Genomic DNA, 20,185 nt, shown 5'->3' on the forward strand with positions numbered 1-20,185 from the left:
CTCCTCCGCCAGCCCGTCGCAAGCTCCGGTCTGGCGGCATCGTCACCGAGGGGAGCTCCGGTCTGGCGGCATCGTCACCGAGGGGAGCTCCGGTCTGGCGGCATCGTCGCCGAGGCGGCGCCCTTCAGGGACGCTCGGGGGAGTGCCGCAGGGTCTGCAGCAGCACCGCCATGTCCTGCTCGCCCAGGCCGAGCGCCACGGTGCGGTCGAACTGGGCGGCCACGGCGTCGCGCACCGGCAGCCGTAGGTCGCCCGCGGCCTCCGCGGCGTAGCGCAGGTCCTTCACGAACAGCCTCGCCGCGGCGGTCGGGGTGAAGTCGTCGCTGCTCAGCGCCGGGCCGCGTTGGCGCAGCAGCTCCGAGGCAGCGAGCCCGCCGCCCAGCACCTCCAGCAGCTGGGCGCGGTCGAGGCCGTGCCGCTCGGCGAGCAGGGTCGCCTCGGCCAGCGCCTCCATCGTGGCCGCCACCACCAGCTGGTTGGCCGCCTTGGCGACCGAGCCCGCGCCGACCGGGCCGAGGTGGCGCACCGTGCGGCCCAGCGCCTCCAGCATCGGCCGCAGCCGCTCCAGCTGTTCCGGCGTGCAGCCGCACATGATCGACAGCCGCGCCTCCTGGGCGCCCTGCGCCCCGCCGCTCACCGGCGCGTCGACCACCTCGACCTGCGGGGCGAGCCGCTCGGCCAGCGCGACCACGTCGACCGGGGAGCAGGTGCTCATCACGACCAGCGCGGTCGTCGCGTGGCCCGGGGCCAGCAGCGAGCCGTCCTCGAGCAGCGCCTCCAGGTGGGCCAGCTCGGGCAGCAGGCAGACGAGCGTGTCGCACCCGCGCAGGTCGGCGAGGTCGGTGGTCGTGCGCAGCGACGCCGGCCCGGAGAGCGAGCGGGGCGTGCGCGACCAGCCGGCGACGGCGTACCCCGCCCTCGCCAGGTTGACCGCCATGGGCGCACCCATGTGGCCGAGGCCGATGACGCCGACGTGCTGCGGGGCGGCGGGCTGCATGGCTCAGCAGCCTAGGGCGGCACGGCCGTACGCCTGCCAGGACGCCGAGAGCCCGCTCCGCCGGTGGCGGTGCGGGCTCTCGGCCGAAGGGGAGAAGATCGCTGGGGCGTCAGCCCTTGGCGGCAGCCTTGAGCTTGCTGCCCGCGGTGACCTTGGCGGCCTTCGTCGCGGCGATCTGGATCTCCTCGCCGGTCTGCGGGTTGCGGCCGGTGCGCGCCGCGCGGTCGACGACCTCGATGGTCAGCAGGCCCGGCAGCTGGATCTTGTCGCCGCGGCCGACGGCCTCGAGGATCACATCGTTCAGTCCACCGATGACAGCGTTGGCGTCCTTGACGCTCACGCCGGTCTTCTGCGCGATGGTGCTGGCGAGGTCAGTGCGGTTCATGAATGAGTCCTGTCCTTGGTTGAACGGCAAGCCGTGACCGGCTTCCCGATGGAAACTACGCCAGATCGCCCGGAATTTCGCGACCTGGGGGCGTCGGGCGTGCCTCGTGTCGCGGGTGCCCGATACGCGTGTGACGCGTGTCGACCAGTGCTGCTGGACGTGCGTCGGGCGAGCGCAGGATCAGGGCAGGTTGCCCGGGCCGGGGCCGAAGCCACCGGGCTCGGCGTGCAGCTTGCCCTTCTCGTCGCGGTGGATCGTCTCCGGCAGGTCCTCGTCGGCGGTGTTGGGCGCCTCCGGCCCGGACGAGACGCCCGGGGTGGCCCGGGCCGCCTGACCTGCGGCCTTCTGCGCGGCGGTGCCGGCGGCGGCCGCGACCTGCGGCGCCTTGGCCTTCACCTGCTCGCTCGCCTTCTCCACCGTGTCCTGCACCTGCGGGTGGCCCCACGCCTGGTTCGCGCGGTCCTTGATCTGCTCGTAACGCTGCCTGCCGGCCTTGGCGCCGAGGACGTATCCGGCTCCGAGGCCGACGAGGAAGGACAGCTTGCCCATGATGTGCAGCTCCTTTCGGGGTTGGCTCGCCTGTTCCAGGCGGTTCTCGCGACCCTAACGCGACGAGAGCGGCGTTCCCACGCCCGCGCGGGCGTACGGCCGGCTCGCGTCTAGACTCGGGGACGGGCCCGCTGGTGCGGGCAGGGAGGGCTCGCATAGTGGCCTAGTGCGGCGGTCTTGAAAACCGCTAAGTCGGTTACCCCGGCTTCGTGGGTTCGAATCCCACGCCCTCCGCCACCGCAGTACGCCGCCCCCGGCCGGGGCCGAGGCACCGCGGACCGCTCCACCCCAACGGCGGAGGCCCGTCAGCGCGGGGCTGCGCGCAACATCTCGACGCGCTCCATCCGTCTGGTGTTCACCTGTCGCGTGCTAACGTCGCACCCGGTTGCAGTTGCAGTTCCTCGTGATCGATGGACCGCCCGCGCGAGCGGGCGTTCCTGTGTCGGGACCGTCTCGGTCCGGGCAGGGGGTGTCATCGGCAGCCGGCCCCGGCACCATCGGGGTCTCACGCCAGAGAAACAACAGATTGAGAGTTACACCCCATGGCACAGGGAACCGTCAAGTGGTTCAACGCTGAGAAGGGCTTCGGCTTCATCGCCCAGGACGGCGGCGGCCCGGACGTCTTCGTCCACTACTCCGCCATCCAGTCTCAGGGTTACCGCAGCCTCGACGAGCAGCAGCGCGTCGAGTTCGAGATCACCCAGGGCGACAAGGGCCCGCAGGCGACCAACGTCGTCCCGGTCTGAGTCCTGCCCTAGAGCAGACTTCGCCGGTCTCCTGACCGGCTCCGAAGGCCCCGCACCGATCGGTGCGGGGCCTTCGTCGTGCCCGATGGCGTACGTCCTCAGCCGGCCTGCGAGAGCAGGGTCAGGAAGTCCTTGGCCACCGGGGCGGCCCGGTCGCCGCCGCCGCTGCCCAGCGGCACCGTCTCGATCAGCACGGCGAACGCGACGTTGCCCTGCCAGCCGACCAGCCACGCGCGCGACTCGGGCCCGTCGGCGCCGTCGAACTCGGCCGTGCCGGTCTTGGCGAACACGTCGCCGCCCGGGGTGCCCTGCATCTGCCGGCCGGTGCCCTCGGTGACGACCTGGCGCATCATCTGCCGGATCTGCCCGACCGCGTTGCCGTCGAGCGGCTTCGGGGTGCGGTCGGTGCCGGACTGCACGACCAGCTGCGGCGGGACGTAGCTGCCGCGCGCGACCGACCCGGCCATCACCGCGAGCGACAGCGGCGAGGCGAGCGTGCGGGCCTGGCCGAAGCTCTCGGCGGCGTGGTCGACCTTCCCGTCGGTCGGCGGCACCGACCCGGTGTAGGCCGGCACGCCCAGCTGCTTGGTCCAGTCGACGCCGATGCCGAGCTGCTTGGCCGACGTGCTCATCGCGTCGGGCGCGAGGTCGCTGGAGGCCTGCACGAAAGCCGTGTTGCACGACTGGGCGAAGCTGTCGCGGAAGTCGGCGTCGGCCGGCAGCGTCTCCTGCTCGAAGTTCCCGATGCGGCGGCCGTCGACCATGATGCTCGGCGGGCACGGCACCTTGGTGTCGGCCGAGAAGCCGTTGGTGAGCAGGGCGTACGTCGTCGACACCTTGAGCGTCGACCCGGGCTGGTACTGCCCGGCCAGGGCACGGTTGATGCCGTTGCTCGGCCCGTTGGCGACGGCCAGCACGTCGCCGCTCTTGACGTCGAGGGCCACGATCGCGGCGGGGGAGGAGTCGCCGGCGTTGCTGATCGCCTTCTCGGCGGCGCGCTGCACCTTCGGGTCGAGGGTGGTCTGCAGCGACGTGCCGGGCTGCGGCTTGGCGCCGTGCAGCACCTGGTCGGGCTGCCCGGCCACGGTGACGGTGAGCCCGCCGCTCGGCGCGAGGGTCGAGTCGAACGCCGCCTGCAGGCCCGAGCGCCCGACGTACATGCCGGGGCGGTAGCGGTTCGGCTGCTTCTTGATCATCTCGTCGGTGGCCGGGCCGACGGTGCCGAGCAGCGGCTGCCCGAAGGTGCGGGTCTCGGCGAGCGGCTGCTGCCGGTCGTCCACGACGATCCCGTCGAGACCGGTGAGCGAGTCCTCCTTGGGCTGGTAGTCGCTCGCGCGGTAGGTGATCACCGGGATGAGCGCCTCGGACTTGCGGGCCTTGGCGGCGGTCAGCTTCGCCAGCAGCTGGCCGCGCTGGCCGACGACGCCCTCGAGCGTGCCGACGCTGCTCGGCGTGGCCTTCTGCGGGTCGATCTTGACGTCGTAGACGGTCTGGTTGGCCATCAGCTTCGCTCCGCCGCGGCCGAGGATCTCGCCGCGCTGCGCGTCGGACTCGCGCACCGCGAACGCGCCGTTCGGCGCCAGCTTGGGGTGCCACAGCGAGGTGTCGCCGACCTGGACGCCCCACTGCTGGCCCGACTTGGCGAGGGGCACCGGGTCGACCCACTGGAACGACTTGCCGTTGCGCAGGGTCCAGCTGACCTGCAGGTCGGCCGTGGCGGTGCTGCCGTCGCGCCGCAGGTCGCCGACGGTGATCTTGATCGGGCCCGAGCCGAGCGCGGCGGTGGCGGTGCGGAAGTTGGCGGCGGCGCCCTGCCCGTCGGTGCCGATGTAGCGGGCGTTCTGCGGGGCGCGCTGCATCCACGCCCGGGCGAACTGCTCGGCGGCCGCCCGCGCGTCGTCGTCGGCGGCGGAGCCCTCGCGGTAGTCGCTGAGCAGCATGTAGCCGCCGAGCCCGCCGGCCAGCACCACGCCGGCGACGGCCGCGGTCAGCACCGTGTGACGCGCCACGAGCGTCCCCCCTTCGTCGGTATGACCGTGCGCAGTCTCTCAGCAGGAGTCGCGCGTGTTGGTGATCGCCTGCGTGGTGGTGCTGCTGCTCGTCGGCGGCGCCGTCGTGGTCGTGCTGGGCGTCGGCGTGGGCGAGCCGGTCGACTTCGGCGCCGTCTTCTCCGGCGGGGCGGTGGTCGCCTGCTTCACGAGCGCGCGGATCTTGGCGTAGTCGGGGTCGTAGCCCTTGATGATCGGCGGCGACAGGTTGACGCTGCGCATCGTCCCCTTCTGCATCGTCTCCACGAGGGTCGCGAAGGCGGGCAGGTGCTCCTGCGGGATGTCGAAGCTGATGTTGTTCTCCGCGACGGCCATGATGTCGGGGAACTTCTGCAGCAGCGAGAACGGGTTGGACTGGCTCACCAGGGCGTTGACCATGCACCGCTGGCGACGCATCCGGTCGTCGTCGCTGGTGGTGGCGCGCGAGCGGGAGTACCACAGCGCCTGGTGCCCGTTGAGCCGCTGATAGCCCGGCTCGATCCAGTCGGTGATGCTGCCGGGCACGACATAGCCGTTGCGGATGACGCCGCCGATCGGGATGCGGGTCGGCACGTTCATCGTGACCCCGCCCATGGCGTCGACGAGCTTGGTGAAGCCGGACAGGTCGACCACGGTGGTGTAGTCGATCGGGAGCCCGACGATCTCCTGCACGACCTCGCGGGTGGTGTTCAGCCCCGGGTTGGCCTCGTCGGCGGGGAACTTGTCGCGGTTCTTGGTGGCGGCCTCTTCCCAGACGGCGTCCATCAGGCACTCGTTGCCGCAGTCGAAGCCGTTCGGATAGACCTTCTTCAGCGGGTTGTCGGCGGGGAAGGGCACCTTCTGCAGGTTGCGCGGCACGCTGATCAGCACGGTGTCGCCGGTCTTGGTGTCGATGCTCGCGACCATCAGCGAGTCGGTGCGCACGCCGGTGCGCTGGTCGGCCGCGTCGGAGCCGATGAGCAGCACGTTGACGCGCGGCACGTCGCGCCACGGGTCGGAGCCGCCGTCGGGGGTGCGCGCCGAGCCGCCGCGGCCGGCGTAGCGCTCCTCGGTCATCCGGGTGAAGGCGTCCTTGGTGATCAGGACGTACTGCGCGCCGCGGGCCGACGGCGCGGCGATCAGCAGGCACAGGGCGGCGGCGAAGATGCGGTGCAGCCAGACCGAGCGCGTCGACCACGAGTCGCGCACCGTCTCCTGCGCGGTCAGCATGATGCCGAGCACCCAGACCACGCCGCCGATGACGAACAGGGCGAGCAGGAGCAGCAGCCCGCGCGCGGTGAGGAACCCCGCCGCGCTGCTGATCACGCCGCCGCTGAGCAGCGAGAAACCGACGAGCCCGAAGGTGATCAGCGCGGCCAGCGCCATCAGGATGCCGAGGCCGCGGCGGCGGGTGAAGATCAGGCCGAGACCGGGCAGCAGGGTGCTCAGCGCGGTGAGCCCGAACGCCCGGCGCACCTCACCGTTGTGCTGGGCGCGCTGCCCCGCCTGCTGGTCGCGCCAGCCGCTGCGGGAGAGAGGATCCGACCCGCCCGGCTCGTCCCGGGGGTCGTACGGCCGCTGCGGGGGCGTCGCCGGCGGCGGCTGGCTCATGGATCATCCTTCGCGGGGCTCGGGAGGCACCGGGTCACGGTGCGGCTCGGGTGGCGCACGGTCGACCGTCGATGCTGTCGGGGCGCGACCGCCGATCATCGTCCCGCACCGTCTCCAGCAGTGTCAGGCGAACCGAGCAGATGTGACCCCGAGCATCTCAGATCGGTTACCGAGCATGACGCCACATCAACCTGTGTGGTTGCTGGGCGGTCCGGTTTGGTCGGGAACCCGCGCCGCAGGTAGCCTGGCGGACGCTCGACGGGGAGGCGTCGCCTAGTCAGGTCTATGGCGCCCGCCTGCTAAGCGGGTTTGGGGCTACAACCCCATCGAGGGTTCAAATCCCTCCGCCTCCGCCACAGCGCACGAAGGGCCCTCACCGACCAGGTGAGGGCCCTTCGCTGTGCCGGCCGAGGGCGTACGGCGGGGTTGGGCATGTCGTACGTCGTCGCACGATCTGCGCCAGCAGCTCAGGCGGGTGCGGGGCCGGGCGGGGCGGCCGGGGGAGGGGGCGCGAGCGGGGGCGGCGTCGCCGGGAGCGCGATGGTCACCGTCGTCTCGCCCGGGCGGCTGGTCAGCCCGACACGGCCGCCGTGCGCGCTCACGACCGCGTGCACGATCGACAGCCCGAGGCCGCTGCTGCCACCGGCGCGCTGGCGGGCGGCGTCACCCCGGGTGAACCGCTCGAAGACGCGCGCCTGCAGCTGCGGCGGCACCCCCGGCCCGGTGTCGCTCACCCGCAGCTCGACCCCGCCGGGGACCGGCCGGATCGCGGTCGTGACGAGCGTGCCCGGCGGGGTGTGCGTGCGGGCGTTGGCCAGCACGTTGATCAGCACCTGCCGCAGCCGGGCCTCGTCGCCGACGACCTCGGCGGGCTCGTCGGGCAGCTCCAGGGCCCAGCGGTGGTCGGGGCCGGCGGCGCGGGCGTCGCTGACCGTCTCCATCACGACCATCGTCAGGTCCACCGGGTCCTGGGCCAGCGGACGCCCGGCGTCCAGCCGGGCGAGCAGCAGCAGGTCCTCGACCAGCTCGGTCATCCGGTCGGCCTCGGCCTCGATGCGGCCCAGCGCGTGCACCACGCCCTCGGGCACCGGCTCGGGCTCCTTGCGGGACAGCTCGGCGTAGCCGCGGATCGAGGCGAGCGGGGTGCGCAGCTCGTGGCTCGCGTCGGCGACGAACTGGCGCACCTGCAGCTCCGAGCGGTGCCGCGCGGTGAGCGAGCGGTCCACGTGGTCGAGCAGCTCGTTGAGGGCGACGCCGACCTGGCCGACCTCGGTGCCGGGGTCGGTGTCGGCGGGCGCGACCCGCTCGGACGACGTCTGCGCGGCGCCCTCGGCCAGCGGCAGGTGCGACACCCGGCGGGCCGTGCCGGCGACCCGGCGCAGCGGCGCCAGGTTGCGGCGCACGAGCAGCCACGACGCGAGCACGATGAACAGCAGGCCGAACAGGCCGACGAGGGCGACGGTGCGCACCAGGCGGTCGACCGACTCCTGCACCGGCGCGAGCGGCAGGCCGCGCACCTCGGTGAGGGTCTGCTCCTCGGTGCCTTCGCGGGTGCGCACCAGGCCCGAGCGCTGGGCGGTGACGACGCGATAGTCGGAGCCGTCCACCGCGCGGGTGACCGGCCCGGCGGACTGCTGCGGCGAGAGCGTGCGCATCAGGGTCTCGACCTGCCGCTGCGTCAGGTCGTTGCGGCTGCCGTCGGTGCCGGAGACGTAGCAGGTGCTCGCCAGGCTGCCGTCGACCACGCGCTGCACGATCGTGCCGTCCTGGGCGACCGTGCAGGTGACCTGGGACAGACCGAGCCCCGGCGGCGGCCCGCTCTTGCCGGCGTCGCCGCCCTCCAGCGCGAGCGCGGCGCTGCGCAGCTGCTCGTCCATCTGGGACAGCTGGCTGGTGCGCGAGCCCAGCACGGTGGCGGCACCCGTCACCAGCGTGACGGCCAGATAGAGCAGGACGATCGAGGCGACCAGCTTGGTGCGCAGGTTCCAGCCGCTCGGCCGGAGCGCGCGCGCCCGCCGAGCCGAAGGGCTGGTGCCGGTCACGCAGCCGGCTTGAGGACGTACCCCGCGCCGCGCATGGTGTGGATCATCGGGGTCCGCCCCGCGTCGATCTTCTTGCGCAGGTAGGAGATGTACAGCTCGACGACGTTGGCCTGGCCGCCGAAGTCGTAGTGCCACACGCGGTCGAGGATCTGCGCCTTGGACAGCACCCGCCGTGGGTTGCGCATGAGATAGCGCAGCAGCTCGAACTCCGTTGCGGTCAGAGCGATCTCGTCACCGCCGCGGGTGACCTCGTGGCTGTCCTCGTCGAGCGTCAGGTCGCCGACGACCAGCACCGAGTCGGACTCCTCCTGCAGCAGCACGGTGCGGCGCAGCAGCGCGCGCACGCGCGCGACGACCTCCTCCAGCGAGAACGGCTTGGTGACGTAGTCGTCCCCGCCGGCGGTCAGCCCGGCCACCCGGTCCTCGACGGCGTCACGCGCGGTGAGGAACAGCACGGGCACCGTGGGGTTCTCGTCGCGCAGCCGGCGCAGCACCTCGAGGCCGTCGAAGTCGGGCAGCATCATGTCCAGCACGACCGCGTCGGGCTTGAACTCCTTGGCCACGCGCACCGCCTGCGAGCCGGTGCCGGCGCTCTTGACGTCCCACTTCTCGTAGCGCAGCGCCATCGACAGCAGCTCGGTGAGGTTGTTCTCGTCGTCGACGACCAGCACCCGCACGGGGTTGCCGTCGACGCGGGCGAGGGGCGCGCTGCTGCTCATAGCAGCAGTGAAGCGCGCGCCTCTGTGCCGGCGCCATCACCAACCTGTGCGAATCCTGTGTCGGCGCGAACCCTCAGGTGGTGGCGGTCACGTCGCGCAGGCCGGGGCGGGTCTCGGGAGCCTTGGTGCGGGTGGCGTCGCTCTCGGCGTCGGTCGCGAGCTGCTGCGAGGCGATCTCGGCCGCGACCCGCTCCTTGTAGGCCTCGATCTCGCGCGCCTTGGTGGCCTCGTCCCAGCCGAGCACCGCCGCCATGATGTCGGCGGTCTCCTCGGCGGCGTCGACCCCGCGGTGCTTGGTCTCGATCGACATGCGGGTGCGCCGGGCGAGCACGTCGGCGAGGTGCAGCGCGCCCTCGTGGGTGACGGCGTACTTCAGCTCGGCCCGCAGGTACTTCTCCGCGGAGGCGACCGGCTCGAGCATCGAGGGGTCCTCGTCGCCGAGCGCCAGCACCTCGTGCAGCTTGGAGCCGTAGCGGCCGAGCAGGTGCTCGATGCGCCACTCCGGCAGGCCCGCCTCGCGCCCGAGCTCGGACTTGAGGTTGAGCATCGCGGCGTAGCCGTCGGCCCCGACGAGGGGGACGTGCTCGGTCACCGACTCGCTGATCTGGCCGAGGTCCTCGGCGGCGGCGTCGACGGCGTCCTTGGCCATCACCCGGTAGGTGGTGTACTTCCCGCCGGCGATGGAGACCATGCCGGGGGCCGAGCGGGCCACGGCGTGCTCGCGCGAGAGCTGGCTGGTGTCCTCGCTCTCACCGGCGAGCAGCGGCCGCAGGCCGGCGTAGACGCCGACGATGTCGTCGTGGGTCAGCGGCACGGCCAGCACCGTGTTGACGTGCTCGAGCAGGTACTCGATGTCGGTGGCGGTCGCGGCGGGGTGCGCCAGGTCGAGCGCCCAGTCGGTGTCGGTGGTGCCGATGATCCAGTGCTGGTCCCACGGGATGACGAACAGCACCGACTTCTCGGTGCGCAGGATCAGGCCGACCTCGCCGGCGATCCGGTCGCGGTTGACCAGGATGTGCACGCCCTTGGACGCCCGCACCCGGAAGCGGCCCCGGCCGCCGGTCATCTTCTGGATGTCGTCGGTCCACACGCCGGTGGCGTTGATGACGACCTTGGCGCGCACGGTGGCCCGCTCGTCGGTCTCGACGTCGCGCACCACCGCGCCGACCACGCGGTCGGCCTCGGTGAGGATCTCGACGACCTCGGTCGAGGAGCGCACGACCGCGCCGTAGTGCGCCGCCGTGCGGGCCACGGTCATGGTGTGGCGGGCGTCGTCGGCCTGGCCGTCGTAGTAGCGCACGGCCCCGACGAGGGCGTCGGACTTCAGACCCGGGAACAGCTGCAGCGCCCCGCCCTTGGTGAGGTGCTTCTGCCGCGGCACCGAGCGTGCCCCGCCCATCTGGTCGTACATGGCCAGGCCGGTGGCGACGTACGGCCGCTCCCAGCCGCGGTGCGACAGCGGGTAGAGGAACGGCACGGGGTGCACCAGGTGGGGCGCGATGTGGGTGAGCATCAGCTCGCGCTCCTTGAGCGCCTCGGCCACGAGCGAGAAGTTCATCTGCTCCAGGTAGCGCAGGCCGCCGTGGAACAGCTTGGACGAGCGCGAGGAGGTGCCGCTCGCGAAGTCGCGCGCCTCGACGAGGCCGGTGCGCAGCCCACGGGTCGCCGCGTCGAGCGCCGTGCCGGCTCCGGTGACGCCGCCGCCGATGACCAGCACGTCGAACTCACGCTCGGTGAGCTCCTTCCAAGCCTGTGCGTGCTCGGCCGGACCGAGTGTGGCGCTGAACGGCTGCATCACCATGACGGGGATCCTCTCTCGACGCGACACAGGGCTCGGGCATCACCCGTTCGGTGTACCGACAACCCCGAAGTGCGGTAGGAATCGAAGCCTACTGAGCACGTCGAGGGCGTCGCAGCCGCACCGTGCGTCCGAGCCCTCATCGAGACGAAAGGCACACCATGAGTCTGGGGCAAGTGTTCGTCAGCGAGGTCTTCGGGACCGCGTTGCTGCTGCTGCTCGGCTGCGGCGTCGTCGCCAACGTCGCGCTGCCGAAGAACAACGGCTTCGAGGGCGGCTTCCTGATGGTCAACTTCGGGTGGGGGCTGGCGGTGTTCGCCGGTGTCTACGGCGCCTACAAGTCGGGCGCGCACCTCAACCCCGCCGTGACCTTCGGCCTGCTGGCCAACGACGCCGGCGAGTACGCCAAGGGCGTCCCGATCACGGTCACGTCCACGCTGGTCTACCTGGCCGGTGAGATGGTCGGCGCCTTCCTCGGCGCCGTGCTGTGCTGGATGGCGTACAAGAAGCAGTTCGACGAGCGCGGCGACGCCGCGTCGCTCGGCGTCTTCTCCACCGGTCCGCAGATCAAGAGCACCCCGTGGAACCTGATGACCGAGATCATCGGCACCTTCGTGCTGGTCTTCGTGATCATCACCTTCGGGCAGACGCCGTCCGGGCTCGGCCCGCTGGCCGTGGCCCTGCTCGTGGTCGGGATCGGCGCGAGCCTCGGTGGCCCCACGGGGTACGCCATCAACCCGGCCCGCGACCTGGGCCCGCGCATCGCGCACGCGCTGCTGCCCATCCCGCACAAGGACGACAGCAACTGGGGCTACGCCTGGATCCCGGTGGTCGGTCCGATCATCGGCGGCGTCATCGCCGGTGTCCTCGCCAACCTCTACATCTGAGCATCTGAGCCAAGGAGGCTTTTGTGAGCAGCTACATCGCCGCTATCGACCAGGGGACCACCAGCACCCGCTGCATGATCTTCGACCACGACGGCAAGATCGCCGCCGTCGCGCAGATGGAGCACGAGCAGATCTTCCCCAAGGCGGGCTGGGTGGAGCACGACGCCAAGGAGATCTGGAACAACACCCGCAAGGTCACCGCCGAGGCGCTGGCCCAGAAGGACCTCAAGGCCAGCGACATCGCGGCCGTGGGCATCACCAACCAGCGCGAGACCGCGCTGGTCTGGGACAAGACCACCGGTGAGCCGGTCTACAACGCCATCGTCTGGCAGGACACCCGCACCGACGACATCTGCGACGAGCTGGGCGCGCTCGGCGGCGGGGCCGAGCGTTATCGCGACAAGGTCGGCCTGCCGCTCGCGACCTACTTCTCCGGCCCCAAGGTGCGCTGGATCCTCGACAACGTCGACGGGGCGCGCGAGAAGGCCGAGAAGGGCGACCTGCTCTTCGGCAACATGGACACCTGGCTGGTCTGGAACATGACCGGCGGCGTCGAGGGCGGGGTGCACATCACCGACGTCACGAACGCCTCGCGCACCCTGCTGATGGATCTGTCGACGCTCGACTGGGACGAGTCGATCGCCGAGGACATGAAGATCCCGATGTCGATGCTGCCGGAGATCCGCTCCTCGGCGGAGGAGTACGGCAAGGTCCGCGAGCGCGGCGTGCTCGGCGGCGTGCCGATCGCGGGCATCCTCGGCGACCAGCAGGCCGCGACCTTCGGCCAGGTCTGCTTCGAGCCGGGCACCGCCAAGAACACCTATGGCACGGGCAACTTCCTCCTGCTCAACACGGGCGAGGAGAAGGTCATGTCCAAGAACGGCCTGATCACGACCGTCTGCTACAAGATCGGCGAGAACAAGCCGATCTACGCCCTCGAGGGGTCCATCGCCGTCACCGGCTCGCTGGTGCAGTGGCTGCGCGACAACCTGGGGCTGATCAAGCAGGCGCCGGAGGTCGAGGACCTCGCCAAGAAGGTCGAGGACAACGGCGACGTCTACGTCGTGCCCGCCTTCTCCGGTCTGTTCGCCCCGCACTGGCGCAGCGACGCCCGCGGCGTGATCGTCGGCCTGACCCGCTATGCGAACAAGAACCACATCGCGCGGGCGGCGCTGGAGGCCGTGGCCTTCCAGAGCAAGGAGGTCGTCGACGCGATGAACGCCGACTCCGGCGTCGACCTCTCCGAGCTGAAGGTCGACGGCGGCATGGTCGGCAACGACACCCCCATGCAGTTCCAGGCCGACCTGCTCGGGGTGCCCGTCATCCGCCCGGAGATCACCGAGACCACCTGCCTCGGCGCGGCCTACGCCGCCGGTCTCGCGGTCGGCTTCTGGAAGGACGAGGACGAGCTGCGCAAGCAGTGGGCCGAGGACAAGCGCTGGGAGCCGGAGATGGACTCCGAGCAGGTCACCGCGCTCATGACCAAGTGGGACAAGGCGGTCAAGCGCACGCTCGACTGGGTCAAGGACACCGACAGCGACGCGGCGCCGGAGGCCCCGGCCAACGCCTGACCCGTCCGCCGGCGAGCCGACCGGCGTCAGCCCGCGAGGTCGTACCGAGATCTCCCTGAGCCAGATCTCGGTACGACCTCGTGCTGTGTGCGCACCGATCTCACCGGGGCGGACGCGGGCCGGGCCGGTGGCGTCGGGTCAGGGGACGGTGACCTCGGCGCTGCCGGCGGAGGAGCTGCCGGCGCCCTGGTCGCCGCAGTAGGACACGGTCACCCGGATCGTGTAGGTGCCGGGCGCGGCGTAGACGTGCTGACGCTCGCTGGCGAGCGCCTGGCTGAGCGCGACGACTGGGGCGGCCGTGTCGCAGCTGTCGTTGACGTAGTGCTCCTCGCGGTCGCCGTCGCCGAACTCGACGGTGAAGGACATGATCCCCGCGCCCGGCGAGGTGACGTGGGCCTGCCCGATCGCCGAGCTGCTCCAGTAGACCGTGCGGCCCTCGACGCGGTCGGCGCTGGTCGTGACCTGCAGCCAGGTGCCGGGGCGCTCGTCGGCCGGCGGCGGGGGTGGGGTCGGGGCCGCCTGCGGCGGGACGGGCGCGGCGTACGTCGGTGCCGGCGACTCGCTCGGGCTGGGCGCCTCGGGTTCCTGGGGCGTGTCGGGCGCGTCCGGGTCGGAGGTGTCGGGGGCGGTGGTCTCGGCGCGCGGGCTCGCCGTGGGTGCGGCCGGCGGCGCTCCCGGCGCGGGGGACCCCGGGGCTCCGGGGGCCTGCGGCGACGGGCCGGGTGCGCCCGGCGGCAACGGGGCGGGCCGGGTCTGCTGGGGCGGGCGCGGCTGGCCCGGCTGCTGGGGCGCCGGCGGGGACTGCTGCGGCGCGGGTCCGCCCGGCGTCTGGCCGGTGGGTGCCGCGCCCGGGGTGGTGCCGGGGGCCGGCTGGCTCGGCGCGCCCGGCGTGCCGGTGGCGCCCGGGCTCTGCCCCGGGGAGCCGCCCTCGGTGGTGACCTGCACGGTTGAGGTGACGGTCGCGACCGAGCGTGAGCTCTCGGCGACCTGGCTGCCCTGCTGGTCGCGGTCGAGGGTCAGGGTGAGCACGCCCAGCCCCATGGCCGCGGCGGTGAGACCGGCCGCCGCGAGACGCCAGCCCCTTCCGGCGGGGCCACGACCGGCGCTGCCGAGGCGGCCGCCACCGGCGGCGGGCGGCTCCTCGGCCAGGCGTCGACGCAGCTGCGTCTCGCGGTCGCGGTCGAGCTGCTCGGGGGTGATGCTGCGCGCGCTCGCCTCGAACGCATCGCGCAGGCGCTGCTCGAGGGGGTCGGTCATGATCGGGCTTCTTCCAAGTACGTCTGCAGGGTCTTCATCGCGCGGCTCGCCTGGGACTTCACGGTCCCTCGGGACACCCCCATCGCCTGGGCGATCTCGGCCTCGGACAGGCCGGACCAGAATCTCAGGACCAGGACCTCGCGCTGCCGCTCGGGCAGCCGGCGCACCGCCTGGAGCACCTGCTGGTGCTCCTCGGAGAGCAGCAGGCCGGCGTCGGCCGGCGGGGCGACGTCGGGCTCGGCGACCCGCAGGTGGGCGCGCGCGGTGCGGCGGCGGCGCAGGGTGGACCGGGCCTGGTTGACCACCGCCTGGCGGATGTATCCCACCGCCGCGCCGGGGTCGCGCAGCGTCGCCTGGTTGCGGTGCAGGCCGAGGAAGGCGTCCTGGACGACGTCCTCGGCGGTGGCGAGGTCGTCGACGAGCAGCCGGGCCAGACGCACCATGCTGAGGTGGTGGGCGGCGTAGAGATCCGCCAGGTCGACCTCGGCCGGCACGAACGTCACCCCCGTCCCACGGGCCCGGACGGTCCGGGTGACCGCGGGCGTGGCTGCCGAGGCCAAGGTTGTCATGCCTTCGCCTCCCCGGTCAGGTGTTGAGCGCCGCGACGGCGCAGTGGCTGGTCGGACCACTACCTACGAGGACGCCTGACCCGCTCCGAGGTTGCACGACCGCAAAGGGTGATCTGCCCCACCCCTCCCTTCTCCCGCGCGGGAGGGGCGGCCCGGATACGGCAGGGGCGGCCCACGTCATACGTGGGCCGCCCCTGCCGTAAGGGGGGCCGCCCCACCTCGAGGAGGTGGGGCGGCCGGCGTACGTCCTGCGCTCGGTCAGACGCCCAGGCGGGCCTTCAGACCGTCGAGCTCGACCCGCAGCTGCGTCGGGAGGTCGTCGCCGAACTTGGCGAACCACTCCTCGATCTGCGGGATCTCGGCCTTCCACTCCTCGGCGTCGACCGCGAGCGCCTGCTCCAGCTCGGCGTCGCTCAGGTCCAGGCCGTCGGTGTCGAGCGACTCCGGCGTCGGGACGTGGCCGATCGGGGTCTCGACCGCGGCGGCCTTGCCCTCGATGCGCTCGATGACCCACTTGAGCACGCGGGAGTTCTCGCCGAAGCCCGGCCAGAGGAACCCGCCCTCGTCGTCCCGGCGGAACCAGTTCACGTAGAAGATCTTCGGCAGCTTGCTGGCGTCCGCGTCCTTGCCGACGTTGACCCAGTGCTGGAAGTAGTCGCCGGCGTTGTAGCCGATGAACGGCAGCATCGCCATCGGGTCGCGGCGCACCACGCCGACCTGACCGACCGCGGCGGCGGTGGTCTCCGACGACAGCGTCGCGCCCATGAACGTGCCGTGCAGCCAGTCGCGCGACTCGGTCACCAGCGGCACCGTGGTCTTGCGGCGGCCGCCGAACAGGATCGCCGAGATCGGCACGCCCTGCGGGTCGTAGTACTCCTTCGCGAGGATGTCGCACTGCTCGATCGGGGTGCAGTAGCGGGAGTTGGGGTGGCTGGACAGCTCCTCGGACTCGGGCGTCCAGTCCTGGCCCTTCCACGACGTGGCGTGGGCCGGCTCGTTCTCCAGGCCCTCCCACCAGATGTCGCCGTCGTCGGTGAGGGCGACGTTGGTGAAGACCGAGTTGCCCTTGTTGATCGTCGCCATCGCGTGCGGGTTGGTGTGCTCGTTGGTGCCCGGGGCGACGCCGAAGAAGCCGAACTCGGGGTTGACGGCGTAGAGGCGGCCGTCCTTGCCGAAGCGCATCCAGGCGATGTCGTCGCCGAGCGTCTCGACCTTCCAGCCCGGGATGGTCGGCTTGAGCATGGCGAGGTTGGTCTTGCCGCACGCGCTCGGGAAGGCCGCGGCGACGTAGTAGACCTGCTGCTCGGGCGAGGTCAGCTTGAGGATGAGCATGTGCTCGGCGAGCCAGCCCTCGTCGCGCGCCATGACGCTCGCGATGCGCAGCGAGTAGCACTTCTTGCCGAGCAGCGCGTTGCCGCCGTAGCCGGAGCCGAACGACCAGATCGTGCGCTCCTCGGGGAACTGCACGATGTACTTCTCGTCGTTGCACGGCCACGGCACGTCGGCCTGGCCCTCGGCGAGCGGGGCGCCGACCGAGTGCAGCGCCGGCACGTAGCGCGCGTCGTCGCCGAGCTCCTCGATGCGGCGCAGCACCTGGGTGCCGCAGCGGGCCATGACGCGCATCGACACGACGACGTACTCGGAGTCGGTGATCTCGACACCGAACATGGGGTTCTCGGAGTCCAGGTGCCCCATGACGAAGGGGATGACGTACATCGTCCGACCGGCCATGCACCCGCGGTAGAGGTCGGTCATGATGCGCTTCATCTCGTCCGGCGCCATCCAGTTGTTGGTGGGGCCGGAGTCCTTCTCGTCCACGGAGCAGATGAACGTGCGGTCCTCCACGCGCGCGACGTCGGTCGGGTCGGAGGCGGCGTAGAAGCTGTTCGGTTTCTTCGACTCGTCGAGGCGCACGAACGTGCCGGCGTCGACCAGCTTGTCGGTGAGCTCGGTCCACTCCTCGTCGCTGCCGGTCACCCAGTGGATGCGGTCGGGGGTGGTCAGCGCGGCGACCTCGTCGACCCACTGCTGCAGCTGGGTGTGCGTGGTGCCCTGGGCCGACTCGGGCTGGGCGACGTCCTGTGCAGTCATGCTGTGCCTCTTTCGGCTGCCGGCCGGACGGCATGCGTCGGGCGGGCGCGCCATCGCGGGTGGTGCGTCGCCGGGGTGCGAAGGCGACGTGGCCGTGACGTTACGGGCGCCGGTCGGGCCGCCGAGAATCGCGCCGAGGGGCCCGAGTGTGACGCTCGTCACACATGCTGGCTGGTTTGTTGGGTTGCCGGTCGCCCGTCGGCCAACCGGACGCCATGCACCCCGATCCAACAGAATCGATCACGCACGAGCACGTTTTACGTGCGGTTCTCGCCCGGTGTCGTACGTCAGTGGCGGGGTCGCGCGACGACCGTGAGCTCCTGGCGGTTGTGCTGCAGCTGACGCACGAAGACCGGCTCGTACGCCGGCGCCATCAGGTCCAGCGACTCGTCGGCCTGCTTGACCGGGTTGTTCGTGCCGAGCTTGAAGGTGACGATCGCGAGCCCGCCCGGGCGCAGCAGCGGGGCCGCCTCGACCATCGTGTGCGCGGTGAGGTGGGGGACCATCCGCATGTCGTTGACGATCAGGTCGACCGGCGCGGCGTCGGGACCGTTCACGAACTCGCCCGCCGTCGTGCGGTGATGGGTCACCCCGGGCAGGGCGAGCACCCGCGGGTCGAGGTCGGCAGGGTCGACCGCGTCGATGCGGGTGGCCCCGAGGCCGTGCACGATCCGGGTCCAGCCGCCGGGGCTGGCGCCGAGGTCGACGGCGCTGGTCACCTCCGGCGCCCCGACGAGCGAGAACAGCTCCTCGAGCTTGAACTCCGCGCGCGACACCTGCTCCTTGCGGCTGGCCAGGCGCATCCGGCCACCGCCCCAGTCGGACAGGCCGTCGGCGCTCGCGCCGATGCCGGCCGTGCTGCGCTCCTCGCCGAGGCACACGCTCACCGTGCGCGGTGCGCCCGAGGTGACCACCCGGGCGCCGGAGTCGATGAGCGCCTCGAGCAGCGGCCTGCGCACCTTGCCGGGGGCGTACGGCGCCTGCCCGCTGTCCCACACGTGCAGGCTGACCTCGTCGCCGGGCTCGATGCGGTCGAGCACGGCGTCGAGCGCCCAGTCGGCGGCGTCGTCGGGGCCGCCGCGCAGCGCCGACGTCTTGGTCTGGGCGTCGGCGGCGGCCAGGTGCCGGACGAACCGGACCTCGCCGCGACGGCACGCGTCGGCGACCGTGCGCAGCGAATCCCCTTGCGCACCAGACTGATCGGGCGTCTGGCGCAGCTCGACGACGCCCGCGTCGTCGCCCAGGCGGCGCACCGACGCGACGTCGAGCGAGCGGCGCAGCTCGGCGACGGCGGCGCGGTAGTAGTCGGGGGAGACCGAGAAGGTGACGGCGGAGCTCACCGGGTCATCCCACCACGAGTGCGGCGGGGCTCGGGATCACCGGGAGCGCGCCGCCTCGTAGAGCACGACCGTGCCTGCGGACGCCGCGTTCAGCGAGCTCGCCGAGCCGCCCATCGGGATGCTGAGCGTGGCGTCGCACGCGTCGCGCCACGCGGCGGTCATGCCGCGGGTCTCGTTGCCGACGACGACCACGGTGCGGCCGGACAGGTCGTGACCCGGGAGCGGGTGGTCGCCGTGCTCGTCGGTGCCGAGCAGCGTGGCGCCCTGCGCGCGGGCCCAGTCCACGACCGGCGCGTGCGAGTCGGCGCGCACGACGGGCAGGGCGAACATCGACCCGGTGCTGGCCCGCACGGCCTTGGGGTCGTAGGGGTCGGCCGCGTGCCCGGTGATGACCAGGCCGGACCCGCCGAGGGCGTCGGCCGAGCGCAGCAGGGTGCCGATGTTGCCGGGCACGCTCGGACGGTCGAAGACCAGCGCCGGCCGGCCCGGCTCGGGGGTGATCCGGGTGAGGTCGTCGGGCGGCATGCCGACCAGCGCCAGCAGCTCTGCGCCGTCCTCCTTCTCGGCCAGCTCTGCCATCAGGTCGGGCGCGAGGGCGTACGTCGGGGCGGGCTTGTCGCGCATCGTCGCCTCGGCCCAGTCGGACCGGCGTCCGGCGAGGGCGAGCCACGCCTGGATCTCCCAGTCGTGCTGCACCGCGAGGGAGATCGGCCGCACGCCCTGCACGAGGAACGCTCCGGCGCGGGTGCGTTTGGTGCGGTTGGTGAGCAGCGCCTGCCACTGCTGGAAGGTCGCGTTGCGCCGGTCGACGCGGGTGGTGCGCACGGCGGCGACGCTACCCCGTGTGGCTCCCGGTGAAAGCGGGGCCGTGGGGTCGCCGGGGCGCTACGTTCGCGGGAGCGCGGCCACCGGTGCCCCGCCCGACAGCGCGAGGTGCGCGATGAGGTTGCTCCTGGCGTCGGCCGGCGTGACGAGCCCCGGGATCCGCGCCGCCCTGGTGGGCATGCTCGGCAAGCCCGTCGAGGAGGCGGACGCGCTGTGCATCCCGACGGCGGCGTACGCCATGTCCGGGCCGCAGCGCGCCTGGGACTTCGTGGCCGGGGCCGAGCCGCGCTGCCCGATGACCGAGCTCGGGTGGCGCTCGGTGGGGCTGCTCGAGCTGACCGCGCTGCCGAGCCTCGGTGACGACGAGTGGGTCTCGTGGGTGCGCGCCGCCGACGTGCTGCTGGTGGGCGGTGGCGACGCGCTCTACCTCGCGCACTGGATGCGCGAGTCGGGGATGGTCGAGCTGCTGCCGTCGCTGGCCGACACGGTGTGGCTCGGCATGAGCGCCGGAAGCATGGTGCTGACGCCGCGCATCGGGAGCGACTTCGTGGCGTCGTGGCGACCGCCGACGGGTGGGGACGAGACGCTCGGCCTGGTCGACTTCGCGATCTTCCCGCACCTGGACAACCCGGACCTTCCGGAGAACACGACGGCCGACGCCGAGCGGTGGGCGGCCGGGATCGGCGGCCCGGCGTACGCCATCGACGACCGCTGCGCGATCTCGGTGGTGGACGGGGCGGTCGAGGTGGTCGGCGACGGGGCGTGGCGCCGGTTCCCGGGCTGATCACCCGC

At 72.2% G+C, this 20,185-nt stretch carries 17 protein-coding genes and 2 tRNA genes; 6 read left to right on the forward strand and 13 right to left on the reverse strand.

Annotation, left to right across the window (positions count from 1 at the left end; translation table 11 throughout):
* Nucleotides 1-124 precede the first annotated feature (124 nt).
* The 3 genes from FB554_RS16295 to FB554_RS17745 form a co-directional block, all read right to left on the reverse strand.
* On the reverse strand, nt 125-997 hold the full coding sequence (locus FB554_RS16295; RefSeq protein ID WP_142007729.1) for an NAD(P)-dependent oxidoreductase: 873 nt from the start codon (nt 995-997) through the stop codon (nt 125-127).
* 109 nt (nt 998-1,106) lie between these two features.
* On the reverse strand, nt 1,107-1,382 hold the full coding sequence (locus FB554_RS16300) for an HU family DNA-binding protein (protein WP_142007730.1): 276 nt from the start codon (nt 1,380-1,382) through the stop codon (nt 1,107-1,109).
* A 180-nt stretch (nt 1,383-1,562) separates the two neighbouring features.
* Nucleotides 1,563-1,931, reverse strand: coding sequence for a YtxH domain-containing protein (locus FB554_RS17745; RefSeq protein WP_142007731.1), 369 nt, complete (start codon nt 1,929-1,931; stop codon nt 1,563-1,565).
* A 144-nt stretch (nt 1,932-2,075) separates the two neighbouring features.
* Between FB554_RS17745 and FB554_RS16310 the strand changes: the two genes are divergently transcribed.
* Both FB554_RS16310 and FB554_RS16315 read left to right on the forward strand, forming a co-directional pair.
* Nucleotides 2,076-2,168 (forward strand) — tRNA-Ser (locus FB554_RS16310).
* A 305-nt stretch (nt 2,169-2,473) separates the two neighbouring features.
* Entirely contained in the window at nt 2,474-2,677 is a 204-nt protein-coding gene (locus FB554_RS16315; protein ID WP_142007732.1) for a cold-shock protein, read from the forward strand.
* 98 nt (nt 2,678-2,775) lie between these two features.
* Here FB554_RS16315 and FB554_RS16320 read toward each other — a convergent pair whose 3' ends face one another.
* Together FB554_RS16320 and FB554_RS16325 are read right to left on the reverse strand one after the other, a co-directional pair.
* Nucleotides 2,776-4,686 (reverse strand): penicillin-binding transpeptidase domain-containing protein, encoded by a 1,911-nt coding sequence (locus tag FB554_RS16320; RefSeq protein ID WP_142007733.1) that lies wholly within the window; start codon nt 4,684-4,686, stop codon nt 2,776-2,778.
* Nucleotides 4,687-4,725: 39 nt separating this feature from the next.
* A complete protein-coding gene (locus tag FB554_RS16325; RefSeq protein ID WP_142007734.1) occupies nt 4,726-6,294 on the reverse strand; it encodes an LCP family protein in 1,569 nt (522 codons plus the stop codon).
* Between the two features lie 262 nt (nt 6,295-6,556).
* Here FB554_RS16325 and FB554_RS16330 point away from each other — a divergent pair.
* Nucleotides 6,557-6,650: transfer RNA gene (locus FB554_RS16330), tRNA-Ser, on the forward strand.
* A 111-nt stretch (nt 6,651-6,761) separates the two neighbouring features.
* On the opposite strand, the gene FB554_RS16335 is transcribed toward FB554_RS16330, so the two are convergent.
* From FB554_RS16335 to FB554_RS16345, 3 genes are all read right to left on the reverse strand, one after another.
* Entirely contained in the window at nt 6,762-8,336 is a 1,575-nt protein-coding gene (locus tag FB554_RS16335) for a sensor histidine kinase (RefSeq protein ID WP_142007735.1), read from the reverse strand.
* Nucleotides 8,333-9,055 (reverse strand): response regulator transcription factor, encoded by a 723-nt coding sequence (locus FB554_RS16340; protein WP_142007736.1) that lies wholly within the window; start codon nt 9,053-9,055, stop codon nt 8,333-8,335. The genes FB554_RS16335 and FB554_RS16340 overlap by 4 nt, the downstream gene beginning before the upstream one ends.
* Before the next feature lie 73 nt (nt 9,056-9,128).
* Nucleotides 9,129-10,856, reverse strand: a complete 1,728-nt coding sequence (locus tag FB554_RS16345) for a glycerol-3-phosphate dehydrogenase/oxidase (RefSeq protein ID WP_142007737.1) — start codon at nt 10,854-10,856, stop codon at nt 9,129-9,131.
* 158 nt (nt 10,857-11,014) lie between these two features.
* Here FB554_RS16345 and FB554_RS16350 point away from each other — a divergent pair, with 158 nt between their 5' ends.
* Together FB554_RS16350 and glpK are read left to right on the forward strand one after the other, a co-directional pair.
* Complete coding sequence (locus FB554_RS16350; RefSeq protein WP_142007738.1) at nt 11,015-11,740, forward strand: MIP/aquaporin family protein; 726 nt, start codon at nt 11,015-11,017, stop codon at nt 11,738-11,740.
* A 23-nt stretch (nt 11,741-11,763) separates the two neighbouring features.
* Nucleotides 11,764-13,311 (forward strand): glycerol kinase GlpK, encoded by a 1,548-nt coding sequence (gene glpK / locus FB554_RS16355; RefSeq protein ID WP_142007739.1) that lies wholly within the window; start codon nt 11,764-11,766, stop codon nt 13,309-13,311.
* 138 nt (nt 13,312-13,449) lie between these two features.
* Here glpK and FB554_RS16360 read toward each other — a convergent pair whose 3' ends face one another.
* From FB554_RS16360 to FB554_RS16380, 5 genes are all read right to left on the reverse strand, one after another.
* Nucleotides 13,450-14,568: a hypothetical protein gene (locus FB554_RS16360; RefSeq protein ID WP_142007740.1), complete on the reverse strand. Its 1,119-nt coding sequence runs from the start codon at nt 14,566-14,568 to the stop codon at nt 13,450-13,452.
* Complete coding sequence (locus FB554_RS16365; protein WP_142007741.1) at nt 14,565-15,137, reverse strand: RNA polymerase sigma factor; 573 nt, start codon at nt 15,135-15,137, stop codon at nt 14,565-14,567. The genes FB554_RS16360 and FB554_RS16365 overlap by 4 nt, the downstream gene beginning before the upstream one ends.
* Nucleotides 15,138-15,395: 258 nt before the next feature.
* Nucleotides 15,396-17,228 carry a phosphoenolpyruvate carboxykinase (GTP) gene (locus FB554_RS16370; RefSeq protein WP_142007742.1) on the reverse strand — a complete coding sequence of 611 codons (1,833 nt, stop codon included), beginning with the start codon at nt 17,226-17,228 and terminating at the stop codon, nt 15,396-15,398.
* A 287-nt stretch (nt 17,229-17,515) separates the two neighbouring features.
* A complete protein-coding gene (locus FB554_RS16375) occupies nt 17,516-18,568 on the reverse strand; it encodes an SAM-dependent methyltransferase (protein WP_142007743.1) in 1,053 nt (350 codons plus the stop codon).
* A gap of 36 nt (nt 18,569-18,604) precedes the next feature.
* Nucleotides 18,605-19,393, reverse strand: a complete 789-nt coding sequence (locus FB554_RS16380; protein WP_142007744.1) for a TrmH family RNA methyltransferase — start codon at nt 19,391-19,393, stop codon at nt 18,605-18,607.
* A 115-nt stretch (nt 19,394-19,508) separates the two neighbouring features.
* Between FB554_RS16380 and FB554_RS16385 the strand changes: the two genes are divergently transcribed.
* Nucleotides 19,509-20,177, forward strand: a complete 669-nt coding sequence (locus FB554_RS16385; RefSeq protein WP_142007745.1) for a Type 1 glutamine amidotransferase-like domain-containing protein — start codon at nt 19,509-19,511, stop codon at nt 20,175-20,177.
* Nucleotides 20,178-20,185 lie beyond the last annotated feature (8 nt).

Source organism: Barrientosiimonas humi (assembly GCF_006716095.1).
Classification (GTDB): Bacteria; Actinomycetota; Actinomycetes; order Actinomycetales; family Dermatophilaceae; genus Barrientosiimonas; species Barrientosiimonas humi.

Excerpts from the sequence above, each read along its gene's own strand:
- FB554_RS16370 (WP_142007742.1), bottom strand. The coding sequence starts at position 17,228 with ATGACTGCACAGGACGTCGCCCAGCCCGAGTCGGCCCAGGGCACCACG.
- FB554_RS16340 (WP_142007736.1), bottom strand. The coding sequence starts at position 9,055 with ATGAGCAGCAGCGCGCCCCTCGCCCGCGTCGACGGCAACCCCGTGCGG.
- FB554_RS16300 (WP_142007730.1), bottom strand. The coding sequence starts at position 1,382 with ATGAACCGCACTGACCTCGCCAGCACCATCGCGCAGAAGACCGGCGTG.
- FB554_RS16345 (WP_142007737.1), bottom strand. The coding sequence starts at position 10,856 with ATGGTGATGCAGCCGTTCAGCGCCACACTCGGTCCGGCCGAGCACGCA.
- FB554_RS16315 (WP_142007732.1), top strand. The coding sequence starts at position 2,474 with ATGGCACAGGGAACCGTCAAGTGGTTCAACGCTGAGAAGGGCTTCGGC.
- FB554_RS16360 (WP_142007740.1), bottom strand. The coding sequence starts at position 14,568 with ATGACCGACCCCCTCGAGCAGCGCCTGCGCGATGCGTTCGAGGCGAGC.
- FB554_RS16350 (WP_142007738.1), top strand. The coding sequence starts at position 11,015 with ATGAGTCTGGGGCAAGTGTTCGTCAGCGAGGTCTTCGGGACCGCGTTG.
- FB554_RS16325 (WP_142007734.1), bottom strand. The coding sequence starts at position 6,294 with ATGAGCCAGCCGCCGCCGGCGACGCCCCCGCAGCGGCCGTACGACCCC.
- FB554_RS16295 (WP_142007729.1), bottom strand. The coding sequence starts at position 997 with ATGCAGCCCGCCGCCCCGCAGCACGTCGGCGTCATCGGCCTCGGCCAC.
- FB554_RS17745 (WP_142007731.1), bottom strand. The coding sequence starts at position 1,931 with ATGGGCAAGCTGTCCTTCCTCGTCGGCCTCGGAGCCGGATACGTCCTC.
- FB554_RS16365 (WP_142007741.1), bottom strand. The coding sequence starts at position 15,137 with ATGACAACCTTGGCCTCGGCAGCCACGCCCGCGGTCACCCGGACCGTC.
- FB554_RS16385 (WP_142007745.1), top strand. The coding sequence starts at position 19,509 with ATGAGGTTGCTCCTGGCGTCGGCCGGCGTGACGAGCCCCGGGATCCGC.